This window comes from Spirillospora sp. NPDC000708, from assembly GCF_040299565.1.
Taxonomy (GTDB): Bacteria; Actinomycetota; Actinomycetes; order Streptosporangiales; family Streptosporangiaceae; genus Spirillospora.
In genome coordinates, this window is record NZ_JBEPCJ010000002.1 from 258672 (window position 1) to 280062 (window position 21391).

The window sequence follows — 21391 nt, forward strand, 5'->3', positions numbered from 1 at the left end:
GTCAGCGACCGGTGAAGGCCGGTGCGCGGCGGCCGAGAAAGGCGCGCACGCCCTCCTTAAAGTCGTCGCCGCGCAGGCTGAGCTCGACCGTCCGGGCCTCCGCCGCCAAGGCGCGCGGCAGGTCGGACGTCAGATGCTCCGACACCAGCGTCTTGGTGAGGGCATGGACGAGCGTCGGCCCCGCGGCCAGCTCGGCCGTGAGGCTCTCCGCCACCCCCGGCAGGTCCTCAGCCGGGACCACATCGCCGATCAGTCCCCACTCCAGCGCCTGCGGCGCCGAAATGATCGTTCCGCGCATGAGCATCCGCTTCGCGCGGGCAACCCCGATGAGCCGGGGCAGCAGGTAGGTGGCACCGCTGTCGGCGCTGAAGCCGCGCTGCGCGAACGGGTGGGCGAACGAGGCCGTCTCGGCGGCCACCACGAAATCGGTCGCCAGCGCGATGTTCAGCCCGAGCGCGGCGGCCCGGCCCTGGACGGCCGCGACCGTCGGGGCCGGGAAGTCCCACAGCGTCTGGATCAGCCGATGTGCGGTCGCGTTCAGTGAGCGGATCATCGAACCGAGCGGTGGTTTCCCGCCGCTCGGAGCGTTGGCGGTCACGAGGTCCGCACCGGCGCAGAAGTTCCGGCCTTCGGCGTCGATGAGCACGGCCCGTACGTCGCCGCTCGCCGCCGCCCGCTCCAGTATCTCGAGGAGGACGGTCATCTCCTCGCGGCGCAGGGCGTTCGCCTTCTCTCGACGCGCCAAGGTGATTCGCAGCATGTCCTCGGTGAGGGCGTGACGGATTCCGGTGTCGCCATCGGCGGTCATCGCCGGTCCTCGCGCAGCAGTTCGCCGTGCCGGGCCATCATCTCGATCGCCTTGCGCTGCAGCTCGGCGGGAACCTCCGGCAGCAGCGCCGGGCCCTGCTCGCGGCTCGGCACCGCGATGGTGGCAGTGCCTTTCATCGTGTCCTCGCCGCGCTGGTTGGTGGCCTTGAACGCGATGTCGACCAGGCAACGCCCGTCCCGGTCGTCCTTACCGGTGACCTCGCCCGACAGGAACTGGGCGTCGCCCTGGTAGTTGAACTTGCGGATCTCGTCGTGCTGCGCGACCACCCACGCGTCGTCGCCGGCCCAGTCCGTCAGGTAGTGGTGGGCCCAGCATTCGCGGAGCACGCCGTAGTCGTAGGCACGGGGGTTGCCGATGGCCTGTGCCCAAGCGGAGTCCCAGTGGACGCGCTGCGCGACGTCCGGGACGCCGTAGTCGTTCTTGATGTAGAACGGGGCGATCCGCTGCCGGTTCTGGTAGGCGAGCCGGCCGGTCTTCAAGCCGTACGGGACGAAGCCGTAGCCGCCGGCGTGGAAGACGACCATGTCGGTGGTGGTCAGCGGGCCCTTCACCATCGGCGGGAGCGCCTCACCGATCTTGACGTCCTCGAAGTAGCGCGGCTCTCGGCCGCGCGGCTTCTCCGCCGCATAGATCTCGTCGATCTTGGCGAGGTCCTCGTCGGTGTAGTTCGGGTCCTCGATGTTCTTGTACTTGCCCCGCTCCCGGGCCTTCTTCCGCTCGGTGTAGATGACCAGGGTGCGGTAGACGCCGACGACCTCGGCGTTCCCGTTCATCTTGACTTCGCGGTTCACCTTGACGACCGATCGTCCGGCGAACTCCGAGCGCTTGACCTCGACCGACTCCAGGCCGCCGAAGCTGTAGAGGGTGTCGCCGGGCCGGATCGGCCGGTACCAGTCCCACGTGCCTCCCGACACGAACGCGTGGATACCGCGGTAGCTACCGCCTCGCTCCTGCTTGGACGGGCGCTCACCGCGCAGCGGCGCGTTCAGGATCGCCGCCATGATCGGCGGCGCGATCTGCCCGCCCCAGCGGGTGCCCCGCCCGTACTCCGGGTCGGTGAAGAGCGGGTTGTCGTCTCCGTAGCCGTTGGCGAAGTTGCGGATGGCCTCCGGGGTCGCGGTGCCGAGGAACTCCTGGGAGCGGCTCGCCCAGTCGCGGCCGACGATCGCGCGGTCCTTCTCGACGTCGGCCTCGTCCAGCTCGGCGGAGGTCGCCTGCTCGAACTCCTCCTTGGTGCGCTCATCGGTCGTCTCGCTCATCAGGCGGTCCTTTCGGTGACGAAGAGGGCCCGGACGTCCGGGCGGCTGATCTTCATGGACGGGGTGCGCGGCAGCTCGTCCACGATCTTGATGTCGGTGGGCAGGTGGTAGCGGGCGAGCCGGCCTGCCATCCAGTCGCGGAGTTCCGCGGCCCCGGCCGGGGCACGAAGGCTGACCGCGGCGACCGGAACCTCGCCGAGCCGCTCGTCGGGCAGTCCGACTGCACAGGCGTCGGCGACCGCCGGATGCGCTTTGAGCGCGTCCTCGATGACACTCGGAACGATCTTGAAACCGCCCCGGTTGATGGCGTCGTCGGCACGGCCGTGGATGAACAGGAAGCCGTCCGCGTCCAGGGAGGCCCGGTCGGTGGTGCGCATCCATCCATCGCCCGGAAGCTGGCCCCCGCGCGCCTCCAGGACTCCGATCTCGCCGGTGTCCAGCGGAGTTCCGCTCTCGCGGTCGACAATGCGCAGCTCGATGCCCGGGTGGGGGCGCCCGACACTGCCCTTCTTCAGATGGCCCCATTCACGGCGCAGTTTCAGATGCCAGCCGGCGATGGCACCGGCGAACTCGGTGGCGCCGTAGTTGGTCAGCACGGGGACGCCGTAGCGGGCCTCGAAGCGCTCGGCCTCGGAGGGGTCCAGCGGCGCGGTGCCGGACAGGACCCCGCGCACACCGTCGAACACGTCGAGCGGAACGTCGGCGTCCATGACCATGCGCATGGCCGCTGGCGGCAGCCCGATGATCTTGGGTCGGTGCTCGCGGACGAGAGCCGTCCAGGTCTCGACGTCGAACCGCTCCATCAGCGCCGTGCCCCGTCCCTCCAGGACGGCGCTCACCGCGAAATAGAAGCCGCCGATGTGCACGAGGGACGCCCACAGGATGCCGGTCTCGGGGCGCAGGCGCGCCTCCGCGTCCATCGCGGCGCCCGTGCCGGCGGCGTTGAACGCCGCGGTGAACCGGTCGTAGGTCAGCTCGACCCGCTTCGGCTTGCCGGTAGTCCCGCTGGTGAGCATCAGGATCGCCACGTCGGATGCCTCGGCCTGGCGCGGATCCGGAGTCCAGTCGGTCGCGTGCCGGATGAGGGCGCGGGCGTCGCCGGTCTCGATCGCGACCGCTCGCACCCCCCGCGCCGCGGCGGCGACGCCCTCCCTGACCCAGTCCTGGGGATCGGCGATGACGGCCTGCGGAGCGAGTCCCGCGATGTCCTCGGCCAGCCCGGAGTCACCGTGGAAGGGGCTGAGCGTGATGACCTCGCGCCCCGTCGCCAGCACGGCGATCAGTGCCGCCACGTGTGCGGGACGGTTGCGCAGCACAATGCCGATGCGCCTTGCCTCCGTCCCGTCCAGCAGGTGCTCCAGATCCTCGATCGCCTCGCGGTGGAAGGACCACGGATAGGTCCGCTCACCGAAGGTGAGGGCGGTCGCCGAAGGATCGATGGCGATCATCCGGCGCAGCCGTGCGGACAGGGGCCGCTCGCAATCGGTGCCGACGTCGTTCATGGGTTCCCTTCGTTCGAGCACTCGGACCGACTCGCTGGAAGGCGCAAGCCTTACCAGCAGTGCGGCGAGTCCGGTGTCGCGCGGATTCGGGCCGACGTACGGCGAGACCCCCAGCACCTCCCCGGCCGGGGGAAGTTCGTCCGGCTGGTCGTCGACGAGGACGGCCGGGGTGTGCTCCGGCGGCAGGTCGGGTAGGACCCAGCGGCCGTCACCGTCCCGCCGCTCCTTCTCGTGCACGGCCGCGACGTATCCGGCGATGCCCGCTCCGTCGGCGCGGCGGCGCGCGTAATCGGCGCCGCCCGCGCTCCAGAGCAGCACGGGCACGCCCCGCTCGGCCAGGCCGCCGAGCAACTCCCTGGCCATCGGGCGCAAGGACGTGCCGGTCACGGAGTCCAGCAGGGTGCCGTCCACGTCGAACAGCCATGCCGTCGGAGTCAGTTCGTCCACTCAGCCCACATCCACTTAGATGACTTCGTGAACATAGATTACTTTGTCCAGAGGAAGTAAGGGCGCGGGGCTATGTCCTCCGGCGCAAAGATCGGCTGCTGCGAGGCGTGCACGGAGGGCGTGAGGGCAGCCGCCCGCGGATTCTGGCTCAGCGGGAACGCGACACCGCGCTCGACGGTCTCCTTCTGCAACCGGCTGATCAGCGGCTTCCGAGCGTCGTCTCCGGTCATCGCACGGGCCTCGTCGTAGACGCTCTCCAGGTCGGCGAGATCCTTCAGCCCGAAGGAGTTGTAGATGCCGTTGTTGGAGATCGTCCGGCTCCACCACTGGTACGGGTCGATGGAGGTCGGCACGAAGTAGCCCGCCGGGAAGCGCCCCTTGCGGACCTCCGCCGTGTACTGGCCGTCGGCGACATCGGTGATCTTCATCGTGATGCCGCCCTCTTTCAGCAGCTGCGCGATGGTCTCGTTCATCTGCCGGATGACCGGGGCGTTGCCGACCTCGAAGGTGAAGCCGTTCGGATAGCCGGCCTGGGCGAGCAGCTGCTTGGCCTTCGCGGTGTCCGGCCTGTTCAGCGAGTCGAGCGAGGCGTCGTACCAGCGCGAGCCCGGCGCCGCGAAACCGCCACCCTTGGAGTCGCCCTTGCCCGATAGCAGCGCCTTGTTGTAGGCGTCCCGGTCCAGCAGCAGGCCGATGGCCTGCCTGACCTGCGGCTTGGCGAAGGCCGGCACCTTCTTCCCGCTCCGGTCCATGATCAGAAACGTGCCGGTGAACGTGAAGTCGGACAGCACCCTGAGGCCGGCGGACTGGGCCGGCTGCATCTGGCCCGGCTGCAGCGTCCCCATCACATCGATCTGGCCTGTCTGCACGGCGTTCAGCCGGGCGTTGTCCTCCTGAATGATCTTCACGTCGATCGTCTGCGCCCGGACGGCGGCCTTGTTCCAGTAGTTCGGGTTCGCCTTGTAGACGTGCTCGGCGCCCTCCTTGTGGGCGTCCTTCTGCCAGATCCAGCCGCCACTGCCCGCCGCCGTGCGGGTCAGGTCCGTGCCTTCCCTGATCGCCTTCGGACTGATCATCGCTCCGGCGACCGTGGACATGCTGTAGGGGAAATCGGGTTGCGGCTCGGAGAACGACACGTCCACCGTGGCCGGGTCCACGACCTTCACCGACGTGATCGGGGCGTAGATGTTGGTGTACGGGCCGCCGGTGACCTTCCTGGCCCGGTCGAGGTTGAGCTTGACGGTCTCGGCGTCGAACTTGGAGCCGTCGTGGAAGGTCACGTCGGAGCGGAGCTTGAACTCCCACGTCCGGGGGTCGGGCTGGGACCAGGACGTCGCCAGCCACGGCTTCGGGTCGAACTTGTCGTCGACGACTGTGAGCGTGTCGTACTCAGGGAAGATCAGCGCGCCGTTCTGTGTGGTGGTGCGCGCCGGATCCATCGATGGCGTCTCCTGCCACGCGGCGAAGCGCAGCGTGCCGGTGGGCGAGGCGGGCGCACCGGTGCTGTCGATCAGCGAGCCCGCGGCCCCGCCTCCTGTCGCGCCGCCACCGCAGGCGGTCAATGCGAGGGCCGCCGCGAGCGCGGCCGCCGCCGCGAGCGCTCGGCCCATGGCCGGGTTCCGGATCGTCATGTCTCCTCCGGGGTGGTAGGTGAACCGCTGTGCAGGTGGCAGGCCACTCGGCCGCCGCCCGTGACAGGGCTCCAGTCGGGGAAGGATTCGGTGCACACCGGCATCCGGTGAGGGCATCGGGAGGCGAACGGGCACCCGGCCGCCGGGACGGCGCCGGCGGGAGCGGTCGCGCGCATTTCTCGTCGCCGGGTCCGCTGGATGCGCTGGCGGGCCGGGTCGGGATCCGGGACGGCCGCCAGCAGGGCCTCGGTATAGGGGTGCGCCGGGGCCTCGCAGATCCGGTCGGCCGGGCCCTCCTCCACGATGCGGCTTCGGTACATCACGGCGATCCGGTCGCAGGCGTGCCGCACGACGGCGAGGTCGTGCGCGACGAACAGGTACGCCACACCGGTGCGTTCCTGAACGTCCTCCAGGAGGTTGACGACCTGGCTCTGCACGGACACGTCCAGTGCGCTCACCGGCTCGTCCAGAATGATCAGTTTCGGCTCGACCGCCAGCGCGCGAGCGATCGAGACCCGCTGCCGTTGCCCACCCGACAACTCGTAGGGGTAGCGGCGGAGGTGATGACCGGCGAGCCCGACCTGGTCCAGGAGCGTGGCCACGCGCCGGTCCCGTTCCGTCCCGCGCAGGCCGAAGTGGACGGCCAGGGGCTCGGCGAGGATGTCTCCGATCACCTTGGTCGGGTCGAGGGAACCCAGCGGATCCTGGAACACCGCTTGCACGGCGCGGCGGTACTCCAGCGGCACGCGCCGCCCGAACGCGCCGACCGCGAACCCCGCGGCCTCGATGGTTCCTCCGGACGGTCGCAGCAGCCGGAGAATCGCCCGCGCCGTGGTGGACTTCCCCGACCCCGACTCGCCGACCAGTCCGAGTGTCTCTCCGGACGTGAGGTCGAGGTCCAGATCGTTGACGGCGACCACCGCGCCGGGCCGCCGCCAGGTGGCGCTGCGGCGTCCAGCGAACGTGACGGTCAGATTCCGCACCCGCAGCAGGTCGGCGCCGGCCGCGGCGGAGCTGCCCTTCGTGATCGTCATGGCTTCTTCTCGATCCGGACGGACGCCGAAGACGCGGCGGATGGGGCGACGTCGAGCGCACGGACGCCGGTCAGGGTGAGCTCTCTCGAACGGACGCAGCGGACCGCTCGGTCCCGTCCTCCGGCCGCCAACTCGATCGGCCCGGCCGCACATTCCGGCCGAGCGTGCGCGCATCGCGCCGCGAAGTGGCAGCCCTCGGGCCACGCGCTCGGTGGCGGCACCACGCCCGGAATCGACGGCAACCGGCCTGCACGGCGCACATTGCGCGGCAGTGAGGTCAACAGGCCCTCGGTGTACGGATGCGACGGCCGGCGGAAGACCTCCTCGGTGGGCCCGCACTCGACGAGCTGCCCGGCGTACATCACGGCGACGCGGTCCGCGACGTCGGCGACCACACCGAGGTCGTGGGTGATCACCAGGATGGACATGCCGGTCCGCTCACGCAGTTCCAGCAGCAGGTCGAGCACCTGCCCCTGCACGGTGACGTCCAGTGCGGTGGTCGGCTCGTCCGCGACCAGCAGCCGGGGGCCGCAGGCCAGCGCCATCGCGATCATCACGCGCTGCGCCATGCCACCCGAGAACTGGTGCGGATAGTCGCCGAGGCGCGCGGCCGGGTCCGGTATGTGCACCTGGTCGAACAGGTTCACCACGCGCTCACGCGCCTTCGCCCGGCTCAGCCCCTCGTGCTCGCGGAGCACCTCGGCGACCTGGTCTCCCACTGGGTACGCGGGGTTCAGGCTGGCGATCGGCTCCTGGAAGACCACGCCGACCTCGCCGCCGCGCACCTTGCGCAACTCGTCGAACGTCAGCCCGGCCAGGTCCCGATCGTCCAGGCGGATGGACGTCGCCCGCACCCGTCCCGGATCGGGAACGAGGCCGAGCAGCGACATCGCCGTGACGCTCTTCCCGCTGCCGGACTCGCCGACCAGGCCGACGATCTCCCCCCTGCCGACGTCCAGGGAGACTCCCTGCACGACCGTGACCCGCCCCGCACCCGGCTGCGGGAACGAGACCGTGAGGTCGCGGACGCTCAGGACGGGGTCGTCCACGGTGGCGCCCGCCGGTGGCGTCTCCCCGTGGCCGGTGGCTCTCAGCACCGGATTCACGCCCAGCGAGCCGGCTTTGGCCTCCCGCGCGAACAGGTCGCGGACCCCGTCCCCGACCTGGTTGAACGCCAGGACCGTGAACAGGATCGCGAACCCCGGCGGCAGTGCCAGGAAGAAGCTCTCGCGGATGCTCGCCTGCGCGTCCGACAGCATCGAGCCCCAGCTCGCGTCACCGGCCTGCGCGCCGAGTCCGAGGAAGGAGAGCGTGGCCTCCGCGATGATCGCTCCGGCGATCATCAGCGTGATCTGCACGATCAGCGGCGGGGTGATGTTGGGCAGGATGTGCCGGAGGACGATCCTTCCGCTCCCGGCGCCAGCCACCCGGACCCCGTCGACGTAGAGCTCCTCGCGGGCGGCCAGCGCCTCGCCGCGGACGAGCCGTACCAGGGTCATCGCGTATACGACGCCGACGACGGCCATGGATTTCCACAGGCCGGGCCCGAGTACGGAGATCAGCGCGATGGCGAGCACCAGGAACGGCACCGACATGACCCCCTCGACGATCCGCATCAGGATCCGGTCGGTCCAGCCGCCGAGGTAGCCCGACAGCAGGCCGAGCGGGATACCGATCACCGCGGCGATGCCGACCGCCTCGACGGCCGACAGAAGCGCTGTCCGTGCCCCGTAAAGCAGGCGGGACAGCACGTCCCTGCCGAGTTTGTCGGTTCCCAGCCAGTGGTGGGCTGACGGGTCGAGCAGCCCGTCACGGATGTCGCCCTTGAGCGGGTCGTACGGGGCGATCAGCGGGGCGAGTACCGCGCAGATCGCGACCAGCAGGACCACGGCCGCCCAGAACAACGTCGCCTTCGAACGCAGCAGGCGGGCGGTCAGCCGTGCCCGGGAGCGCTCCGTATTCCCGGAGGCGCCGGTCGTCTCGGTCGCGAGCGCCTCGGTCATACCGCACGCACCTTGGGATTGAGCCATGCATAGGAGAGGTCGAGCAGCACGTTGACGAGGACGACCACGATGACGGTGAGCACGACGATCCCTTGGATGACATCGGGGTCGCGGCGCAGCACCGCGTTGATAGCCAGCTGCCCGAGGCCGGGCATGGCGAACAGCCGCTCGATGACGATCGAGCCGCCGAGCAAGGTCGTCACCTGGAAGGAGAGGACCGTGACGATCGGCACGGCCGCGTTCTTCAGCGCATGCTTGACGACGACGCGGCGCTTGGACAGGCCCTTGCTCAGCGCCGTCCGCACGTACTCCTCCTGCAGGACGCCGATCATGCTGGACCTGGTCTGCCGGGAGATCGCGGCCGCGGCGACCAAGCCGAGCGAGATCGAGGGCAGTGTCAGGCTGCGCAGCCAGCCGGCGGGGTCCTGGTCGATCGGGACATACCCGATGGACGGGAACCAGGGCATCCGGATCGCGAACGCGAAGATCAGTAGGAGTCCCAGCCAGAAGCCGGGCACCGCCTGCCCGACCGTGGCGACCAGGCTGATCGCCTTGTCTCCGGCGCGGCCCGCGCGCAGCGCGCTCCATATCCCCGACGGCACGCCGAGCAGCAGTCCGACCAGCAGCCCACCGAAGGTCAGCGAGAGCGTGACCGGGAGCGACTGCATCAGCGAGGTCGCCACGTCGGCCTTCGTGTAGAGCGACTGGCCGAGATCACCGTGGACGGCTCCGGACAGCCAGTCGGTGTACTGCTCCAGCACGGGACGGTCCAGGCCCAGTTCGGCGCGGACCGCCGCAACCTGGGTGGCGGACGCGTCGGGCCCGACGATGTTCTCGGCGGGGTCGACGTCGGACAGCTGGCTGAGGAAGAAGACCCCCGTCGCCACGAGGAAGACCAGCGGGATCATCGCCAGCAGCCGGATGACGACCGTCCTCAGCATGGCCCGTCTCCCGCCACCACCGCGAGGGCGTCCACCGCGACGACGCCCGACGGGCCGACGATGAGCGGGTTCAGCTCGAGTTCGCGGACCTCGGGATGGCTGCGGGCGATCTCCCCGAGCGTGACGAGCACATCGGCCACGCCGGTGGCCTGCTCGCGGGTGAGTCCGCGAGCCGCACCGACCAGACGTCCTCCGGAGAGCTCGCCGACGAGCCGCTCGGCCTCCGCCCGGCTGACCGGAGCGAGTCCCAGCCGCCTGTCCCTGGTGATCTCGACGAGCGTCCCGCCGAGCCCCACCGTGATCACCGGCCCGAAAGTCGGATCGGTGAAAAGGCCGCAGACCAGCTCCGGGCCCGGCTCGGCCATCCGCTGCACCAGGACTTCGGCGGCGGGCGCGCCATCGGGGCGCAATGTCTCCGCCACGCCGGTGAGCTGTTCGAACGACGCTCGGAGCTCGACAGGGTCCGACAGACCGACCCGTACGGCACCGTGCTCGCTCTTGTGGGTGAGCCATCCGGCGCTGAGCTTCATCACGACCCGGCCGCCGAGCTCGGCCGCGGCGGCTTCTGCTTCCGCGGCGTCGACCACGATCCGCTCGGGGGGCACCGGGATGCCGGCCTCGGTCAGATAACGCCGGGAGACGTGCTCGGCGAGCGAGCGCGAAGGCGCATCCCGGGCTGGAACACCGCCCTCCGGGCGAGCGGGTTCCTTCAGCAGGCGCTCGCGGCTCTCCTGGTACCGGGCCAGTGCCCCCATGGCACGAATCAGCAGATTGGGGTCATGGCAGGCCGTGACGCCGCGTCCCATGAGGTCGCGCGCGACGTCCGGCTGGCTCGCCCACACCGCGAACGGCTTAGGGGTGGCCTCGTTCGCCGCCTGCATCGTGTCGCGGAGCTGGGATCCCAGGCCCCGCGCGGCGCCGGCGACGACGACCATGTCATAGTCCGGCGCCGCGGCGACCTTGGTGAACAGCTCCCGGAGCATCGACTGGTCGTTGACGATCTGTGCGGTCGGGTCGATGGGATTGGCGATCGACCCGAATGAAGGCACCAGCGAAGCGAGTTCGCCCTCAAGGGACCCGGCCGGACTCGGCATCTCCAGTCCGGCGCTTTCCGCGGCGTCGGCCATCAACACGCCCGCGCCACCACTGGAGGTAATGACCGCGAGGCGCCTGCCGCGCGGTCGGCGTCCGGCCGAGAAGACACGGGCGAACTCCACTAGTTCGGCCGGCCCGTCCACCCGGATGATGCCCGCCGCCTCGAAAGCGGCCGAAACCACGTCGTCGGCGGAGGACAACGCGCCGGTGTGGCTGGCCGCAGCCCGGGCGCCGACCGTGGACCGGCCAGTGCGAACGGCGAGGATCGGCTTGCCCAGTTCGACCGCGCGGCGTGCCGCGGCCATGAGCGTGCCGGGCTTGCGCACCCCCTCCATGAAGAGGCCGACGACCTGCACATCAGGCTGTTCGACCAGGTGGGCGACCATCTCACCGCAGGTCACGTCCGCTTCATTACCTGTGGCGAGCATGTAGGACACGCCCAGCCCGGACTGCTGGGCCGTCTCGAACATCCCCATGCCGAAGCCGCCGCTCTGGCTGACGATGCCGAAGTTCCCCGTCTCCTGCGGGACGCCGGTGATGGTGGAGAAGACCGCGCGGAGCCCGATCGTCAGGTTCATGATGCCGATGCAGTTCGGACCGCAGATCCGCATCCCCGACGCCCTGCCGATCGCCACGAGCTCGTCCTGAGCGCGGCGTCCCTCCTCACCGACCTCGCCGAAGCCGGCCGACAGGACGAGCAGGGCACCGACGCCCTGCGCGGCGGCGTCCCGGGCGATCTGCGGGACCGCAGGGCCCGGCGCGGCGACGATGGCGAGGTCGACCGGCTCGGGAACCGCGGAAATGTCGGGGAAGGCCGGCAGGTCCTGCACGGTCGTGCGGGAGCTGTTCACCGGGAAGATTCCGCCGCCGTAGGTCTCCTTGAGGCGGGCGAGGATGCGTCCGCCGATGCGGGCCGGCTGGTCGGACGCGCCGACCACCGCGATCGAACGCGGCGAGACGAGCGGAGTGAGCGTCGCCGGACGGGCGGGCGTCTCGGTCGCCGTTTGGGTCACGGTTGCAACTCCTTCATGCGCTGCTGGGATGGGAAGGCGCCGCGGGAGGCGCGGAAGGCTCGGCCGAGGAAAGTTCAAGCGGATGCCGTGCTGGCATCTGCCGCACGGCTCTCGCGCTCGGCCTTGCGGCGTGCGGCGAGCTCGGTGAACTCGGGGCGATCGAGGCTCTCGTAGACGAACTGCTGGGAGTGCTCGTAGGCGGACGGCCAGTCCTGTTCCCAGGCGGAGTAGACCTGTTCGCGCATGCGGGCCAGGGAGTACGCGGAGTTCCCGGCGAGGACGACGGCGTAGGCGAGCGCCCGATCGAGCAGCTCGTCGGCAGGAACGATCCACTGGACGAGGCCGATGCGTTCGGCCTCCTCCGCCCCGACCATGCGGGACGAGCAAAGCATGTCCATGGCCCTTGCCGTGCCGACCAGGCGGGTCAGCAGCCAGGCCGTCCCGCCCTCGGCGGTCAGCCCGAGCCGGGCGAACGCGGTGGTGAACCTGGCCTCGGGCGCGGCGAACCGGATGTCGGCCATGAGCACATGAGCCATGCCGATCCCGGCGACGGCGCCGTTGACGGCGGCGATGAGCGGCTTGCCGAGCCGCAGCGCCCGGTCGAACGGGACCTTCTGGTCCTGCATGCGCGACCGCATCTTCGCGGCGTCCAGCCCCTCCAACGCGGTGAGGTCGGCGCCGGCGCAGAAGGCCCGCCCGGCGCCCGTGACCACGATGGCCCGGACGTCCGCGTCGCGGTCGGCGCGGTCGAGCGTCTCCAGATACGCCTCACGCATCTCGGGTGTGAGGGCATTGAGACGGCTTGGTCGGTTGAGCGTGATCAGCGCTATTTGGTTCACTATTTTGCAGAGGATCGACTGGGCGTCCGAGTCTTTCGACGCATGGTCCGTTATCGGCCCCATCAGGCCACCTCTCCCCGCAGAGTCAGCGGCAGGCGCGCTTGAGCAGTATCACTCAGCGGCATGAAGCTGATCGGCGGACAGGTTCACGCACCACTCCGGCGACCGGGCATGGCGACGGTCATCTCGTGATGCAGGTCTCTCTTGGCAAAATTAGTAGCATGTTTAATCCATCCCGCCAAGATGCTCGCTACGATTTCCCCCGACCGGGAGACAGCGACTGGGGGGCCCGAAGTGACGGTGCGCGAGGAGGCGGCCCCCGCGGAGCCACGACGCAAACTCGCCGAGCAGGTGGCCCGGCGCATCGAGGACGACATCATCGATCGCGGCTGGCCCGTCGGCGAGGTGCTCGGCGCCGAGGCGGAACTGATCGACCGCTACGGGGTTTCGCGTGCGGCGGTCCGTGAGGCGATCAGCATCCTGGAGTACAAACAAGTCGCGGCGATGCGACGCGGCAGAGGCGGCGGTCTGGTGGTGCGGGCGCCGGCGGGCGCCGCGGTCGCCGAGTCGGTGGCCGCCTTCTTCCACTTCGCGGACGTGTCCGTCGAGGAACTGTACGAGGCCCGCATCACGCTGGAAGTGCTGGCCGCACGACTGGCGGCCCGCCGTATCGGTGAGGACGACATCGCACACCTGCGCGACGTTGCCGCCACCGACACCGTGGCCCGACCGCTCAGCGTCGCGATCGCGCGGGCCAGCGCCAACCCGGTGCTGTCGATCTTCATCCCGACGCTGACCAGGGTGACCGGTGTCCTCGCCGGTCCTCCAACCGATGACTACGAACTCGGAGAGAGCAGTTCCGCCGAACGGAGCAGAGCGCTGCGTGCCATTGCCGAGGCGATCGTGTCCGGTGACGAGGTCAAAGCCGAACGGCGCGTCCGCAGCCATCTTCAAGGCGAGCGGACCTGGCTCCTCAGAGTTCGCGAGCCGCGAGCCGCCCGCTATGGCGTCGCGCCGGCACTGCCACTCCGCGAACGGCTCGCCCAGGCGGGCGCGGACTCGACCTCCGCCAAACTGCCCGAGAAGGTGGCGCTGATCGTCCGGCAGGAGATACACCGGCTCGGCTGGCCCACCGGGGAGATCCTCGGAAACGAGCCGACGCTGTGCGAGGAGCTGGGCGTGAGCAGGGCCGTCTTCCGCGAGGCGGTGCGCATTCTCGAGCACAACGGGGTCGCGCGGATGCGGCAGGGACCGGGCGGCGGGCTCCTGGTGCTCGCGCCAGACCCGGCCAGGGTCGTCGAGGCTCTCGCACTGTACCTGCGCTATCTGAAGGTGAAGGCCACCGACCTGTTCGAGGTGCGAACGGCCGTTGAGCTCAAGGCGATCGAACTGGCGGCAGCCCGTGCCGCGGATCCGGCTGCTACGGCCCAGCGGCTGGAGGTGGTGGCGGCCCTCGACCACGAACGAGTCGCCGAAGTACGCCACCGTGCCCATGCGGACCTGCACGTGGCGCTGGCGCGGTTGAGCGGCAACCGCCTGCTGACCCTTTTCACCGCCGTACTGGCCGCCACGACTCCACTAAGGCTGCCCGGGAACGACGAGTACCGAGAACGCTCGGCGGCGACTCACCAGAAGATCGCCGACGCGGTTGTCGCCGGCGATGGGAGCCTGGCCCGGCACCGCTTGGCCCGGCACCTGGACGCCCTATCGGACTGGCTCCAAGACTCCCTCTGATGCCCCGAGCCGGGCACTCAGTCCTGCTCGGCCAAGCGGCGGGGGCGCCAGAAGGCCGCCAGGAGAAGGGCGGCGCCCAGGAGTCCTGCTCCGGCGGCGATAATCAGCCCGGTCCAGGCGGACAGGTCGTCCGAGATGGTCAGGGCCCGGTCGAGGGACACCGTACCGCCGCCCAGAGCTCCGAGGCCGCATGCCACGAGAATGATCATGATGACGTACTCATAGCCCTGCCCGGGCCGGAAGATGAAGAAGCCGTTGCGCAGATGGGCGGTGATGAGGGCGACGGCCATCGTCCCGACCGCGCCTGCCGCGGCGAAGGGCGTCAGCAGGCCGAGGATCAGCAGCAGCCCGGCGCCCAGTTCGGTGCCCGTCGCCATCAGGGCGTGCAGGCGCCCCGGGCGCAGCCCCATGGACTCGAACCAGCCCGCGGTGCCCTCGATCTTGCCCCCGCCGAAGGCATGGTTCCAGCCGTGGGCGATGAGGGTGCCACCGACCGATATTCGCAGCACCAGCGAGGCGATGTCGGCGCCCACGGCGTCTACAGCCATCCGCGCACCTTCTCCATCGCGCCCACCGGGTCCGGTCCAGCCGGGTCGAGGTTGAGCGTCGTGACCCCCGATTCGCGGTAGGCGGCGATGCGCTCACGGACGAAGGACTCCGGGCCGATCAGGTTCGTCATGTCGATCAGCTCGTCCGGGACGGCCGCGATGGCCTCGGCCTTACGTCCGGAGAGGTAGAGCTCCTGAATCTGCTCGGCCTCCTTCTCGAAGCCGTACCGGCGGACCAGGTCGTTGTAGAAGTTACGCCCCTTAGCACCCATCCCGCCGACGTAGAGCGCCAGGTGCGGGCGAGCCAGATCACGCAGTTCATCGCGGTTCTCGCCGATGGCGAGGATGCCGCCCGCCACGACCTGCAGAGCGCCGCGCTCTGGATCGCGGCGCGCCTTTCCCGCCTCCACGGCCTCGCCCCAGGTCTCCTTCGCCCGCTCGGGCAGGTAGAACAGCGGAAGCCAGCCTTCGGCGAGCTCCGCCGCCAGCTCGACGTTCTTCGCGCCCAGCGCCGCCAGGTAGATCGGGATGGAGTCGCGGAGGGGCTTGGTCAGCAGCTTCAGCGGCTTGCCGAGCCCGGTTCCCCGGTCGGCGGGGAGCGGGACGGTCGTCGTGCGGCCCTCGTAGCGCAGCGGCTCGCGGCGCAACCCCTGCCGGACGATCTCGATGACGTCGCGGGTACGGGCGAGCGGCCGCTCATAGGGCACCCCGTGGAACCCCTCGATGACCTGCGGACCCGACGCACCGAGACCGAGCATTCCGCGACCGCCGGAGATCGCGTCCAGGCCGGCGGCGGTCTGTGCCATCAGCGCGGGGGTGCGAGAGTACACGTTGAGGATGCCGGAGCCTATCTGGACGCGGTCGGTGCGCGCAGCGAGGTACCCCATGAGGGTCGGGGCGTCGAACCCATAGGCCTCAGCGACCCAGAGGACGTCCACGCCCACGCGCTCCATGGCGGCGGCCTGCTCGATGGTCTTCACGGGGTCGCCGGCGTACCGCAGAGTCATACTCAGCTTCATGTTTGCCTCTCTTCGGCCGCGGCGACCAGAACGCGTCGCAGCAGCTTGCCGGTGGGGGTGCGAGGGAGTTCGGTGACGAATTCGAGGGAACGCGGCGTCTTGTAGAGGGCGAGGTGCTCGCGGCAATACGCGATCAGCACCGCCTCCAGTTGCGGGCCCGCAGCGGACGCGTCCGCGGGCTGGACGATAGCGTGCACGCGCCGTCCGAGTTCGGGGTCGGGGACACCGATGACCGCGACATCGGCTACTGCCGGGTGCGGGAGCAGGACGTTTTCGATCTCCTGCGGGTAGATGTTGACGCCGCCGGTGATGATCAGGTCCGTGCGGCGGTCGACCAGGTACAGGTAGCCGTCGGCGTCGAGCCGCCCCACGTCACCGAGCGTGCTCCAACCCCGTTCGTCGAAGGCGTCGGCGGTCTTGCCCGGATCGTTGTGGTACCTGAACTGGGGCGCCCCCTCGAACCAGAGGGTGCCGACTTCGCCTTCAGAGAGTTCGCGGTGGGCGTCGTCAAGCACATGCACCTTGCCGAACGTGGGGCGGCCGACCGAACCGGGGTGGGCGAGCCAGTCGTGGGAGTCGATAAGGAAGAAGCAGTTGCCCTCGCTGCCCGAGTAGTACTCGTGGACGATCGGGCCGAGCCACTCGATGATCCGCCGCTTGACCTCGACCGGGCAGGGCGCCGCGGCGTGCACGACCATCCGCAGGCTCGACAGGTCGTATCCCGCACGGACGCCGTCGGGCAGTTTCAGCATCCGGACGAGCATCGTCGGGACGAACTGGGCATGCGTCACCCGGTACTTCTCGATGAAGGCGAGCGTGCGCTCGGGGTCGAAGCGGTCCATGATCACGACCGTTCCGCCGTTGCGCATGGTGCCGAGAGTCCAGCCGGTCGGTGCGGCGTGGTAGAGCGGCGCCGGGCACAGGTAGACGGTCCGGTCGTCGAAGCCGAAGAGCCGCGGCATGGTGTGGTCGATGCGCAGGCCCGTTCCGAACGGTTCGCCCTGCGAGGAGGGGAGGATGCCCTTGGGCCGTCCGGTCGTCCCGGACGAATAGAACATGTAGTGGCCCTCGCGCTCGCCGCCGCGCTCCCCCGCCGCCTCCGACGCGGTGGCCTCCGCGAGACCGGCGAAGCCGCCGCCTCCCGGTCCGCCTGACATCAGCCGCAGTTCGACATCGGGCGAGGCGTCGGCGACCTGCTTCGGAAGGTCGCCGAGGCCTGCGGAGGCGATGAGGGCGCGGGCACCGCAGTCCCGGACGATGTAGGCGGCCTCGTCCGCGGTCAGGTGGTGGTTGACCGGTGTCCAGAGGACACCAGACCGCTGGCACGCCCACGCCGCGGTGAAGTAGCCGTCGGTGTTGTCGAACAGTAGCGCGACGTGGTCGCCGTAGCCGATGCCGTGCCGGTCCAGAAGCCGGGCCAGCCGGATGGACGCGTCGTCCAGCTCCCGGTAGGTGACGACCGCGCCGGTGGCCGCGGTGATGACGGCAGGCTTGCCCGGGTACCGGCGGGCCAGTTCCGACAGGTGCACCGTCCCTCCTCAGCGTGGCTCTCGGGGCAGGCCGAGGCCTCGCTCGGCGATGATGTTGCGCATGACCTCGGAACTGCCGCCCGCGATCGTGTAGGCGCGGGCGTACAGGTAGGCGTCCTGCCAGCGGCCCTCGTCGACGGCCTCGTCGTCGCCTTCCGTCAGCACGCCGCGCTCACCGAGCAGTGACACCGCGTACTCGGCGAGGCGCAGGTTCAGCTCGCTGAAGCCGAGCTTGGCCATCGGCGCGTCGGTGATGCGGTCCTTGCCCGCGCTCCAGCGCATCAGCGACGCGTGCGCCAGGGCCGCGACGGCGTCGACCTCGGCGCGGAAGGCGGCGAGCTGCTGCCGGACGTCCTCCAGGTCGATCGCGGGCCGCCCGTCGATCTTCAGAGTGCGGGCGGTCTTGACGAGGTCCTCCCAGGCCATCTCCACCGAGACGACCGAGGCGCCGACCCCGTGCCGTTCCTGCGCGAGCGAGGTGTTGGCGATGGCCCAGCCCTGCCCGGGCTTCCCGATCATCGCCTCGGTGGGTACGCGCACCTGGTCGAAGAAGACCTCGTTGAAGTCGGAGGTGCCGGTCAGCTCGCGCAGCGGCCTCACCTGGACGCCGGGCGCCCGCATGTCCAGCACGAAGGCGCTGATGCCCTTGTGCTTGGGAGCGTCGGGGTCCGTGCGGGCGAGCAGGTAGCCGAGGTCGGCCCAGTGCCCGTTGGTCGTCCACACCTTCTGGCCGTTGATCACCCAGTCGTCGCCGTCCCGGACGGCGGAGGTGCGCAGGGAGGCCAGGTCGCTGCCGGCGTCCGGCTCGCTGAACAGCTGGCACCACAGTTGCTCGCCGTCCCGGATGGCCGGCAGGTGTTTCTGTCTCTGCGCCTCCGTGCCGAACCCGATCAGGGCGTGCGCGGCCAGGTCGCTGCCGGAGCCGGGCATAGGGGCGCGGGCCCGCGCGATCTCCTCCCGGACGACAACGTCGCGGAGCGGGTCATGCTCCGGGGTCCCGCCGAACCGCTCAGGCCAGTCGGCGCCCAGGTATCCGGCGGCGTACAGTTCGGCCGTCCACCGCAGGGACGCCTTCAGCTCGCCTTCGTCCTCCGGGCTTCGCACCCCGGCGCGCACCTTGAAGCGGGGGGCGTGCGCGGCGACGAACTCCCTCACCTCCCGGCGGAAGTCCTCCAGCGGTGTACCGGCACCGAACTCCACGGTCGTTCTCCTCCTCGGCTGAGCCGGACCGCCGTGGCGGCGGTCCGGCGGCGGTCCCGTGATGCCGGCCCCTGGCCGGCGGGTGTCAGACGCCCAGCGCGCGGCCCACGATCTCCTTCATGATCTCGGTGGTGCCGCCGTAGATGGTCTGGATACGGGCGTTCACGAACGCCTTCGCGACCGGATACTCGTTCATGTACCCGTACCCGCCGTGCAACTGCACGCAGCGGTCGACGACCCGCTGCTGCAGCTCGGTCGTCCACCACTTGGCCTTGGCCGCCTCGACGTGGGTCAGCTCGTTGGTCGACAAGGCGCGCAGGCAGCGGTCGACGAACACCTGAGCGATGTCGACCTCGGTGTCGAGTTCGGCGAGCAGGAACCGGCTGTTCTGGAAGGAGCCGATCGACTGCCCGAACGCGGTGCGCGTCTTGGCGTACTCGATCGTCTGGTCGAGGATCGAGCGGGAGGCGGCGACCGCCGACACGGCGATGGACATCCGCTCCTCGGGGAGGTTGGTCATGAGCTGGTAGAAGCCCCTGCCCTCCTCGCCGAGCAGGTTCGCGGCGGGAACGCGGACGTTGTCGAAGTTCAGCTCCGCCGTGTCCTGCGCGTGCAGGCCCATCTTGTCCAGGTTGCGGCCGCGGGTGAACCCGTCCATGCCCCGCTCGACGACGAAGAGGGTGAAGGCCTTGCTGCCGCCCGCGGGGTCGGTCTTGGCGACGACGATGACCCGATCGGAATTGATGCCGTTCGAGATGAAGGTCTTCGCGCCGTTGATGACCCAGTCGTCGCCGTCGCACACCGCCGTCGTGGCGATGCCCTTCAGGTCGCTGCCCGTGCCGGGCTCGGTCATCGCGATCGCCCAGATCTCCTCGCCGGAAGCGAACGGCGGCAGCCATCGCGCCTTCTGCTCATCGTTCGCCATCTTCAGCAGGTACGGCGCGACGACGTCGTTGTGCAGGGTGAAGCCGGGGCCGTGGACGTCGGATGCGGCGAGTTCCTCGGCGACGATGGCGTTGAAGCGGAAGTCGTCCACGCCTCCCCCGCCGAACTCCTCGGGGACGTTGAACCCGACCAGCCCGACCTTCGCCGCCGCGGTGAAGATCTCCCGGTCGGCGATCCCCGCCTTCTCCCAGCGCTCCATGTGCGGCGCCATCTCACGGGTGACGAAGTCCCGGACGACCTCGCGGAACGCCCGGTGATCGGCCTCGAATACGTCGCGTTCCATCGCGGTCACTTCCCTTCGGCTCCGGTGAAGAGGGCGAGCAGGTCGGTGCGGCTGACCTTCTGCGAGACTCCGCGCGGCAGTGCTTCCACGGGCAGGAACCGCACCGGGACCTCGTAGGGCAGCAGTTCCTTGCGGCAGAAGGCGCGCAGCTCGTCGCCGGCCGGCGCCTCGTGGCCGGGCGCCAGCTCGAACGCGGCGACGGGCACATGCCCGAGCCGCCGGTCGGGGACGCCCGCGACCGCCGCCTCGGCGATCGCCGGGTGCCGTTCGAGAGCGGTCACGACGGTCGACGGCAGCACCTTGAAGCCGCCCCGGATGATCACGTCGTCGGCGCGGCCGCGCAGCCAGAGGAACCCGTCTTCGTCCACTCGGGCGAGGTCGCTCGTGCGGATCCAGTCGCCGTCGCTGCCGGCCTGCGGCGTCCGGATCTCCAGCACGCCGACCTCGCCGGTGGCGAGCGGCGCGCCGTCCTCACCGGTCACCCGCAGTTCGACGCCGGGGAACGGGCGGCCGACGCTGCCGCGCTTGCGCACCCACCATTTGCCGTGGTCGCGCAGGGACCAGCCGGCGACGGCGCCGGAGAACTCCGTCGCGCCGTACACGACGAGGACGGGAATGCCGTACCGGTCGAGGAACGCGTCGGCCAGCTCCGGCGGGGTCGGCGCGGCGCCGGCGGTGATGGCCCGCAGGCTCTCCAGGTCCTCGGCGGGGACGTCCGCGTCGAGGACGCTGCGGATGGCCGCCGGGGGCAGCCCAGCGATCCGCGGGCGGTGCCGGCGCACGGCGTCCCTCCAGCCGTCCACGGTGAAGCGCTCCAGCAGGACGAGCCGGCGCGTCTCCGCGAGGCCCTGCACCGCCCCCCAGAGCCCGCCGATGTGCACCATCGGCGTGGTGATGAGGCTGACCCCGCCGGTGAACGGCGCGCGTTCGCGCTGCCCGGGCGCCATATGACCGTTGACCGAGCCGAGCGCCGCCTCGATTTGCCGGTACGACAGCGGGATCCGCTTGGGCGGCCCCGTCGTACCGGACGTCGACAGCTCGACGGCGATCCCCGGCGCGGTGCGCGTGGGGCTCGCCGGGTGGAGGACGGACGGGAGCTCGGCGGCCCGTGCGTCCGGGCCGTCCAGGACGAACCCGGCGGCCCCCGCCTTCACGGCCGCGAACGTGAACGCCTGGTCGTCCCAGAACCGTGACGTGGCGAACAGCACGGGCGGTGCGCCGCGGCCGATCTCGGCGGTCAGCCGCTCCATCGGTTGGAGCGGGTTGAAGACGGTCAGGCACCGGCCGGTCGTCAGGGCGAGCCAGACCAGCGCGATCGACTCCGGCCGGTTCTCCAGGACGACCCCGACCCGCGCGCCCTCGCCCAGGCCGAGGGCGTCCAGCTCCGCGGACGCCCGGGCGGCGAGGCGCCGCAGGTCGCCCCAGGCGACCCAGGCTCCGCCGAACTCGACGGCCGGGACGTCGCCGCCGACGTCGTCCAGCCCGCGCAACCGCGCGGCCAGCGCGGACGTGGTCGCCGAAGTGATCACCGAAGTCTCCT

At 70.3% G+C, this 21391-nt stretch carries 16 protein-coding genes; 1 reads left to right on the top strand and 15 read right to left on the bottom strand.

Annotated features, from left to right (window positions below):
• Position 1: 1 nt before the first annotated feature.
• The 9 genes from ABT299_RS02780 to ABT299_RS02820 form a co-directional block, all read right to left on the bottom strand.
• Positions 2-808 carry an enoyl-CoA hydratase/isomerase family protein gene (locus tag ABT299_RS02780; protein WP_500249554.1) on the bottom strand — a complete coding sequence of 269 codons (807 nt, stop codon included), beginning with the start codon at positions 806-808 and terminating at the stop codon, positions 2-4.
• On the bottom strand, positions 805-2088 hold the full coding sequence (locus ABT299_RS02785; protein ID WP_500249555.1) for an FAS1-like dehydratase domain-containing protein: 1284 nt from the start codon (positions 2086-2088) through the stop codon (positions 805-807). The genes ABT299_RS02780 and ABT299_RS02785 overlap by 4 nt, the downstream gene beginning before the upstream one ends.
• Positions 2088-4037, bottom strand: a complete 1950-nt coding sequence (locus tag ABT299_RS02790) for an AMP-binding protein (protein ID WP_500249556.1) — start codon at positions 4035-4037, stop codon at positions 2088-2090. The genes ABT299_RS02785 and ABT299_RS02790 overlap by 1 nt, the downstream gene beginning before the upstream one ends.
• 38 nt (positions 4038-4075) lie before the next feature.
• Positions 4076-5668, bottom strand: a complete 1593-nt coding sequence (locus tag ABT299_RS02795) for an ABC transporter substrate-binding protein (RefSeq protein WP_500249557.1) — start codon at positions 5666-5668, stop codon at positions 4076-4078.
• Positions 5665-6702 carry an oligopeptide/dipeptide ABC transporter ATP-binding protein gene (locus ABT299_RS02800; RefSeq protein WP_500249559.1) on the bottom strand — a complete coding sequence of 346 codons (1038 nt, stop codon included), beginning with the start codon at positions 6700-6702 and terminating at the stop codon, positions 5665-5667. Before ABT299_RS02800 ends, ABT299_RS02795 begins: the two co-directional genes overlap by 4 nt.
• Positions 6699-8705 (bottom strand): dipeptide/oligopeptide/nickel ABC transporter permease/ATP-binding protein, encoded by a 2007-nt coding sequence (locus ABT299_RS02805; RefSeq protein ID WP_500249560.1) that lies wholly within the window; start codon positions 8703-8705, stop codon positions 6699-6701. Before ABT299_RS02805 ends, ABT299_RS02800 begins: the two co-directional genes overlap by 4 nt.
• Positions 8702-9646 carry an ABC transporter permease gene (locus tag ABT299_RS02810; protein WP_500249561.1) on the bottom strand — a complete coding sequence of 315 codons (945 nt, stop codon included), beginning with the start codon at positions 9644-9646 and terminating at the stop codon, positions 8702-8704. The genes ABT299_RS02805 and ABT299_RS02810 overlap by 4 nt, the downstream gene beginning before the upstream one ends.
• A complete protein-coding gene (locus tag ABT299_RS02815; RefSeq protein WP_500249562.1) occupies positions 9640-11754 on the bottom strand; it encodes an acetate--CoA ligase family protein in 2115 nt (704 codons plus the stop codon). Before ABT299_RS02815 ends, ABT299_RS02810 begins: the two co-directional genes overlap by 7 nt.
• A gap of 74 nt (positions 11755-11828) precedes the next feature.
• Entirely contained in the window at positions 11829-12656 is an 828-nt protein-coding gene (locus tag ABT299_RS02820) for an enoyl-CoA hydratase-related protein (protein ID WP_151595685.1), read from the bottom strand.
• 231 nt (positions 12657-12887) lie between these two features.
• Here ABT299_RS02820 and ABT299_RS02825 point away from each other — a divergent pair, with 231 nt between their 5' ends.
• On the top strand, positions 12888-14327 hold the full coding sequence (locus ABT299_RS02825; RefSeq protein WP_160573713.1) for a FadR/GntR family transcriptional regulator: 1440 nt from the start codon (positions 12888-12890) through the stop codon (positions 14325-14327).
• Positions 14328-14344: 17 nt separating this feature from the next.
• On the opposite strand, the gene ABT299_RS02830 is transcribed toward ABT299_RS02825, so the two are convergent.
• From ABT299_RS02830 to ABT299_RS02855, 6 genes are all read right to left on the bottom strand, one after another.
• A complete protein-coding gene (locus ABT299_RS02830) occupies positions 14345-14875 on the bottom strand; it encodes a DoxX family protein (RefSeq protein ID WP_151595683.1) in 531 nt (176 codons plus the stop codon).
• Complete coding sequence (locus tag ABT299_RS02835; RefSeq protein ID WP_500249563.1) at positions 14866-15894, bottom strand: LLM class F420-dependent oxidoreductase; 1029 nt, start codon at positions 15892-15894, stop codon at positions 14866-14868. The genes ABT299_RS02830 and ABT299_RS02835 overlap by 10 nt, the downstream gene beginning before the upstream one ends.
• Positions 15891-17423 carry an AMP-binding protein gene (locus ABT299_RS02840; protein WP_151595681.1) on the bottom strand — a complete coding sequence of 511 codons (1533 nt, stop codon included), beginning with the start codon at positions 17421-17423 and terminating at the stop codon, positions 15891-15893. Before ABT299_RS02840 ends, ABT299_RS02835 begins: the two co-directional genes overlap by 4 nt.
• A gap of 9 nt (positions 17424-17432) precedes the next feature.
• Positions 17433-18623, bottom strand: a complete 1191-nt coding sequence (locus ABT299_RS02845; RefSeq protein WP_151595680.1) for an acyl-CoA dehydrogenase family protein — start codon at positions 18621-18623, stop codon at positions 17433-17435.
• Positions 18624-18708: 85 nt separating this feature from the next.
• Positions 18709-19851: an acyl-CoA dehydrogenase family protein gene (locus ABT299_RS02850; protein ID WP_500249564.1), complete on the bottom strand. Its 1143-nt coding sequence runs from the start codon at positions 19849-19851 to the stop codon at positions 18709-18711.
• A 5-nt stretch (positions 19852-19856) separates the two neighbouring features.
• A complete protein-coding gene (locus ABT299_RS02855; RefSeq protein WP_500249565.1) occupies positions 19857-21380 on the bottom strand; it encodes a class I adenylate-forming enzyme family protein in 1524 nt (507 codons plus the stop codon).
• Between the last annotated feature and the right edge of the window lie 11 nt (positions 21381-21391).

Excerpts from the sequence above, each read along its gene's own strand:
- ABT299_RS02780 (WP_500249554.1), bottom strand. The coding sequence starts at position 808 with ATGACCGCCGATGGCGACACCGGAATCCGTCACGCCCTCACCGAGGAC.
- ABT299_RS02785 (WP_500249555.1), bottom strand. The coding sequence starts at position 2,088 with ATGAGCGAGACGACCGATGAGCGCACCAAGGAGGAGTTCGAGCAGGCG.
- ABT299_RS02795 (WP_500249557.1), bottom strand. The coding sequence starts at position 5,668 with ATGACGATCCGGAACCCGGCCATGGGCCGAGCGCTCGCGGCGGCGGCC.
- ABT299_RS02800 (WP_500249559.1), bottom strand. The coding sequence starts at position 6,702 with ATGACGATCACGAAGGGCAGCTCCGCCGCGGCCGGCGCCGACCTGCTG.
- ABT299_RS02805 (WP_500249560.1), bottom strand. The coding sequence starts at position 8,705 with ATGACCGAGGCGCTCGCGACCGAGACGACCGGCGCCTCCGGGAATACG.
- ABT299_RS02810 (WP_500249561.1), bottom strand. The coding sequence starts at position 9,646 with ATGCTGAGGACGGTCGTCATCCGGCTGCTGGCGATGATCCCGCTGGTC.
- ABT299_RS02820 (WP_151595685.1), bottom strand. The coding sequence starts at position 12,656 with ATGGGGCCGATAACGGACCATGCGTCGAAAGACTCGGACGCCCAGTCG.
- ABT299_RS02830 (WP_151595683.1), bottom strand. The coding sequence starts at position 14,875 with ATGGCTGTAGACGCCGTGGGCGCCGACATCGCCTCGCTGGTGCTGCGA.
- ABT299_RS02835 (WP_500249563.1), bottom strand. The coding sequence starts at position 15,894 with ATGAAGCTGAGTATGACTCTGCGGTACGCCGGCGACCCCGTGAAGACC.
- ABT299_RS02850 (WP_500249564.1), bottom strand. The coding sequence starts at position 19,851 with ATGGAACGCGACGTATTCGAGGCCGATCACCGGGCGTTCCGCGAGGTC.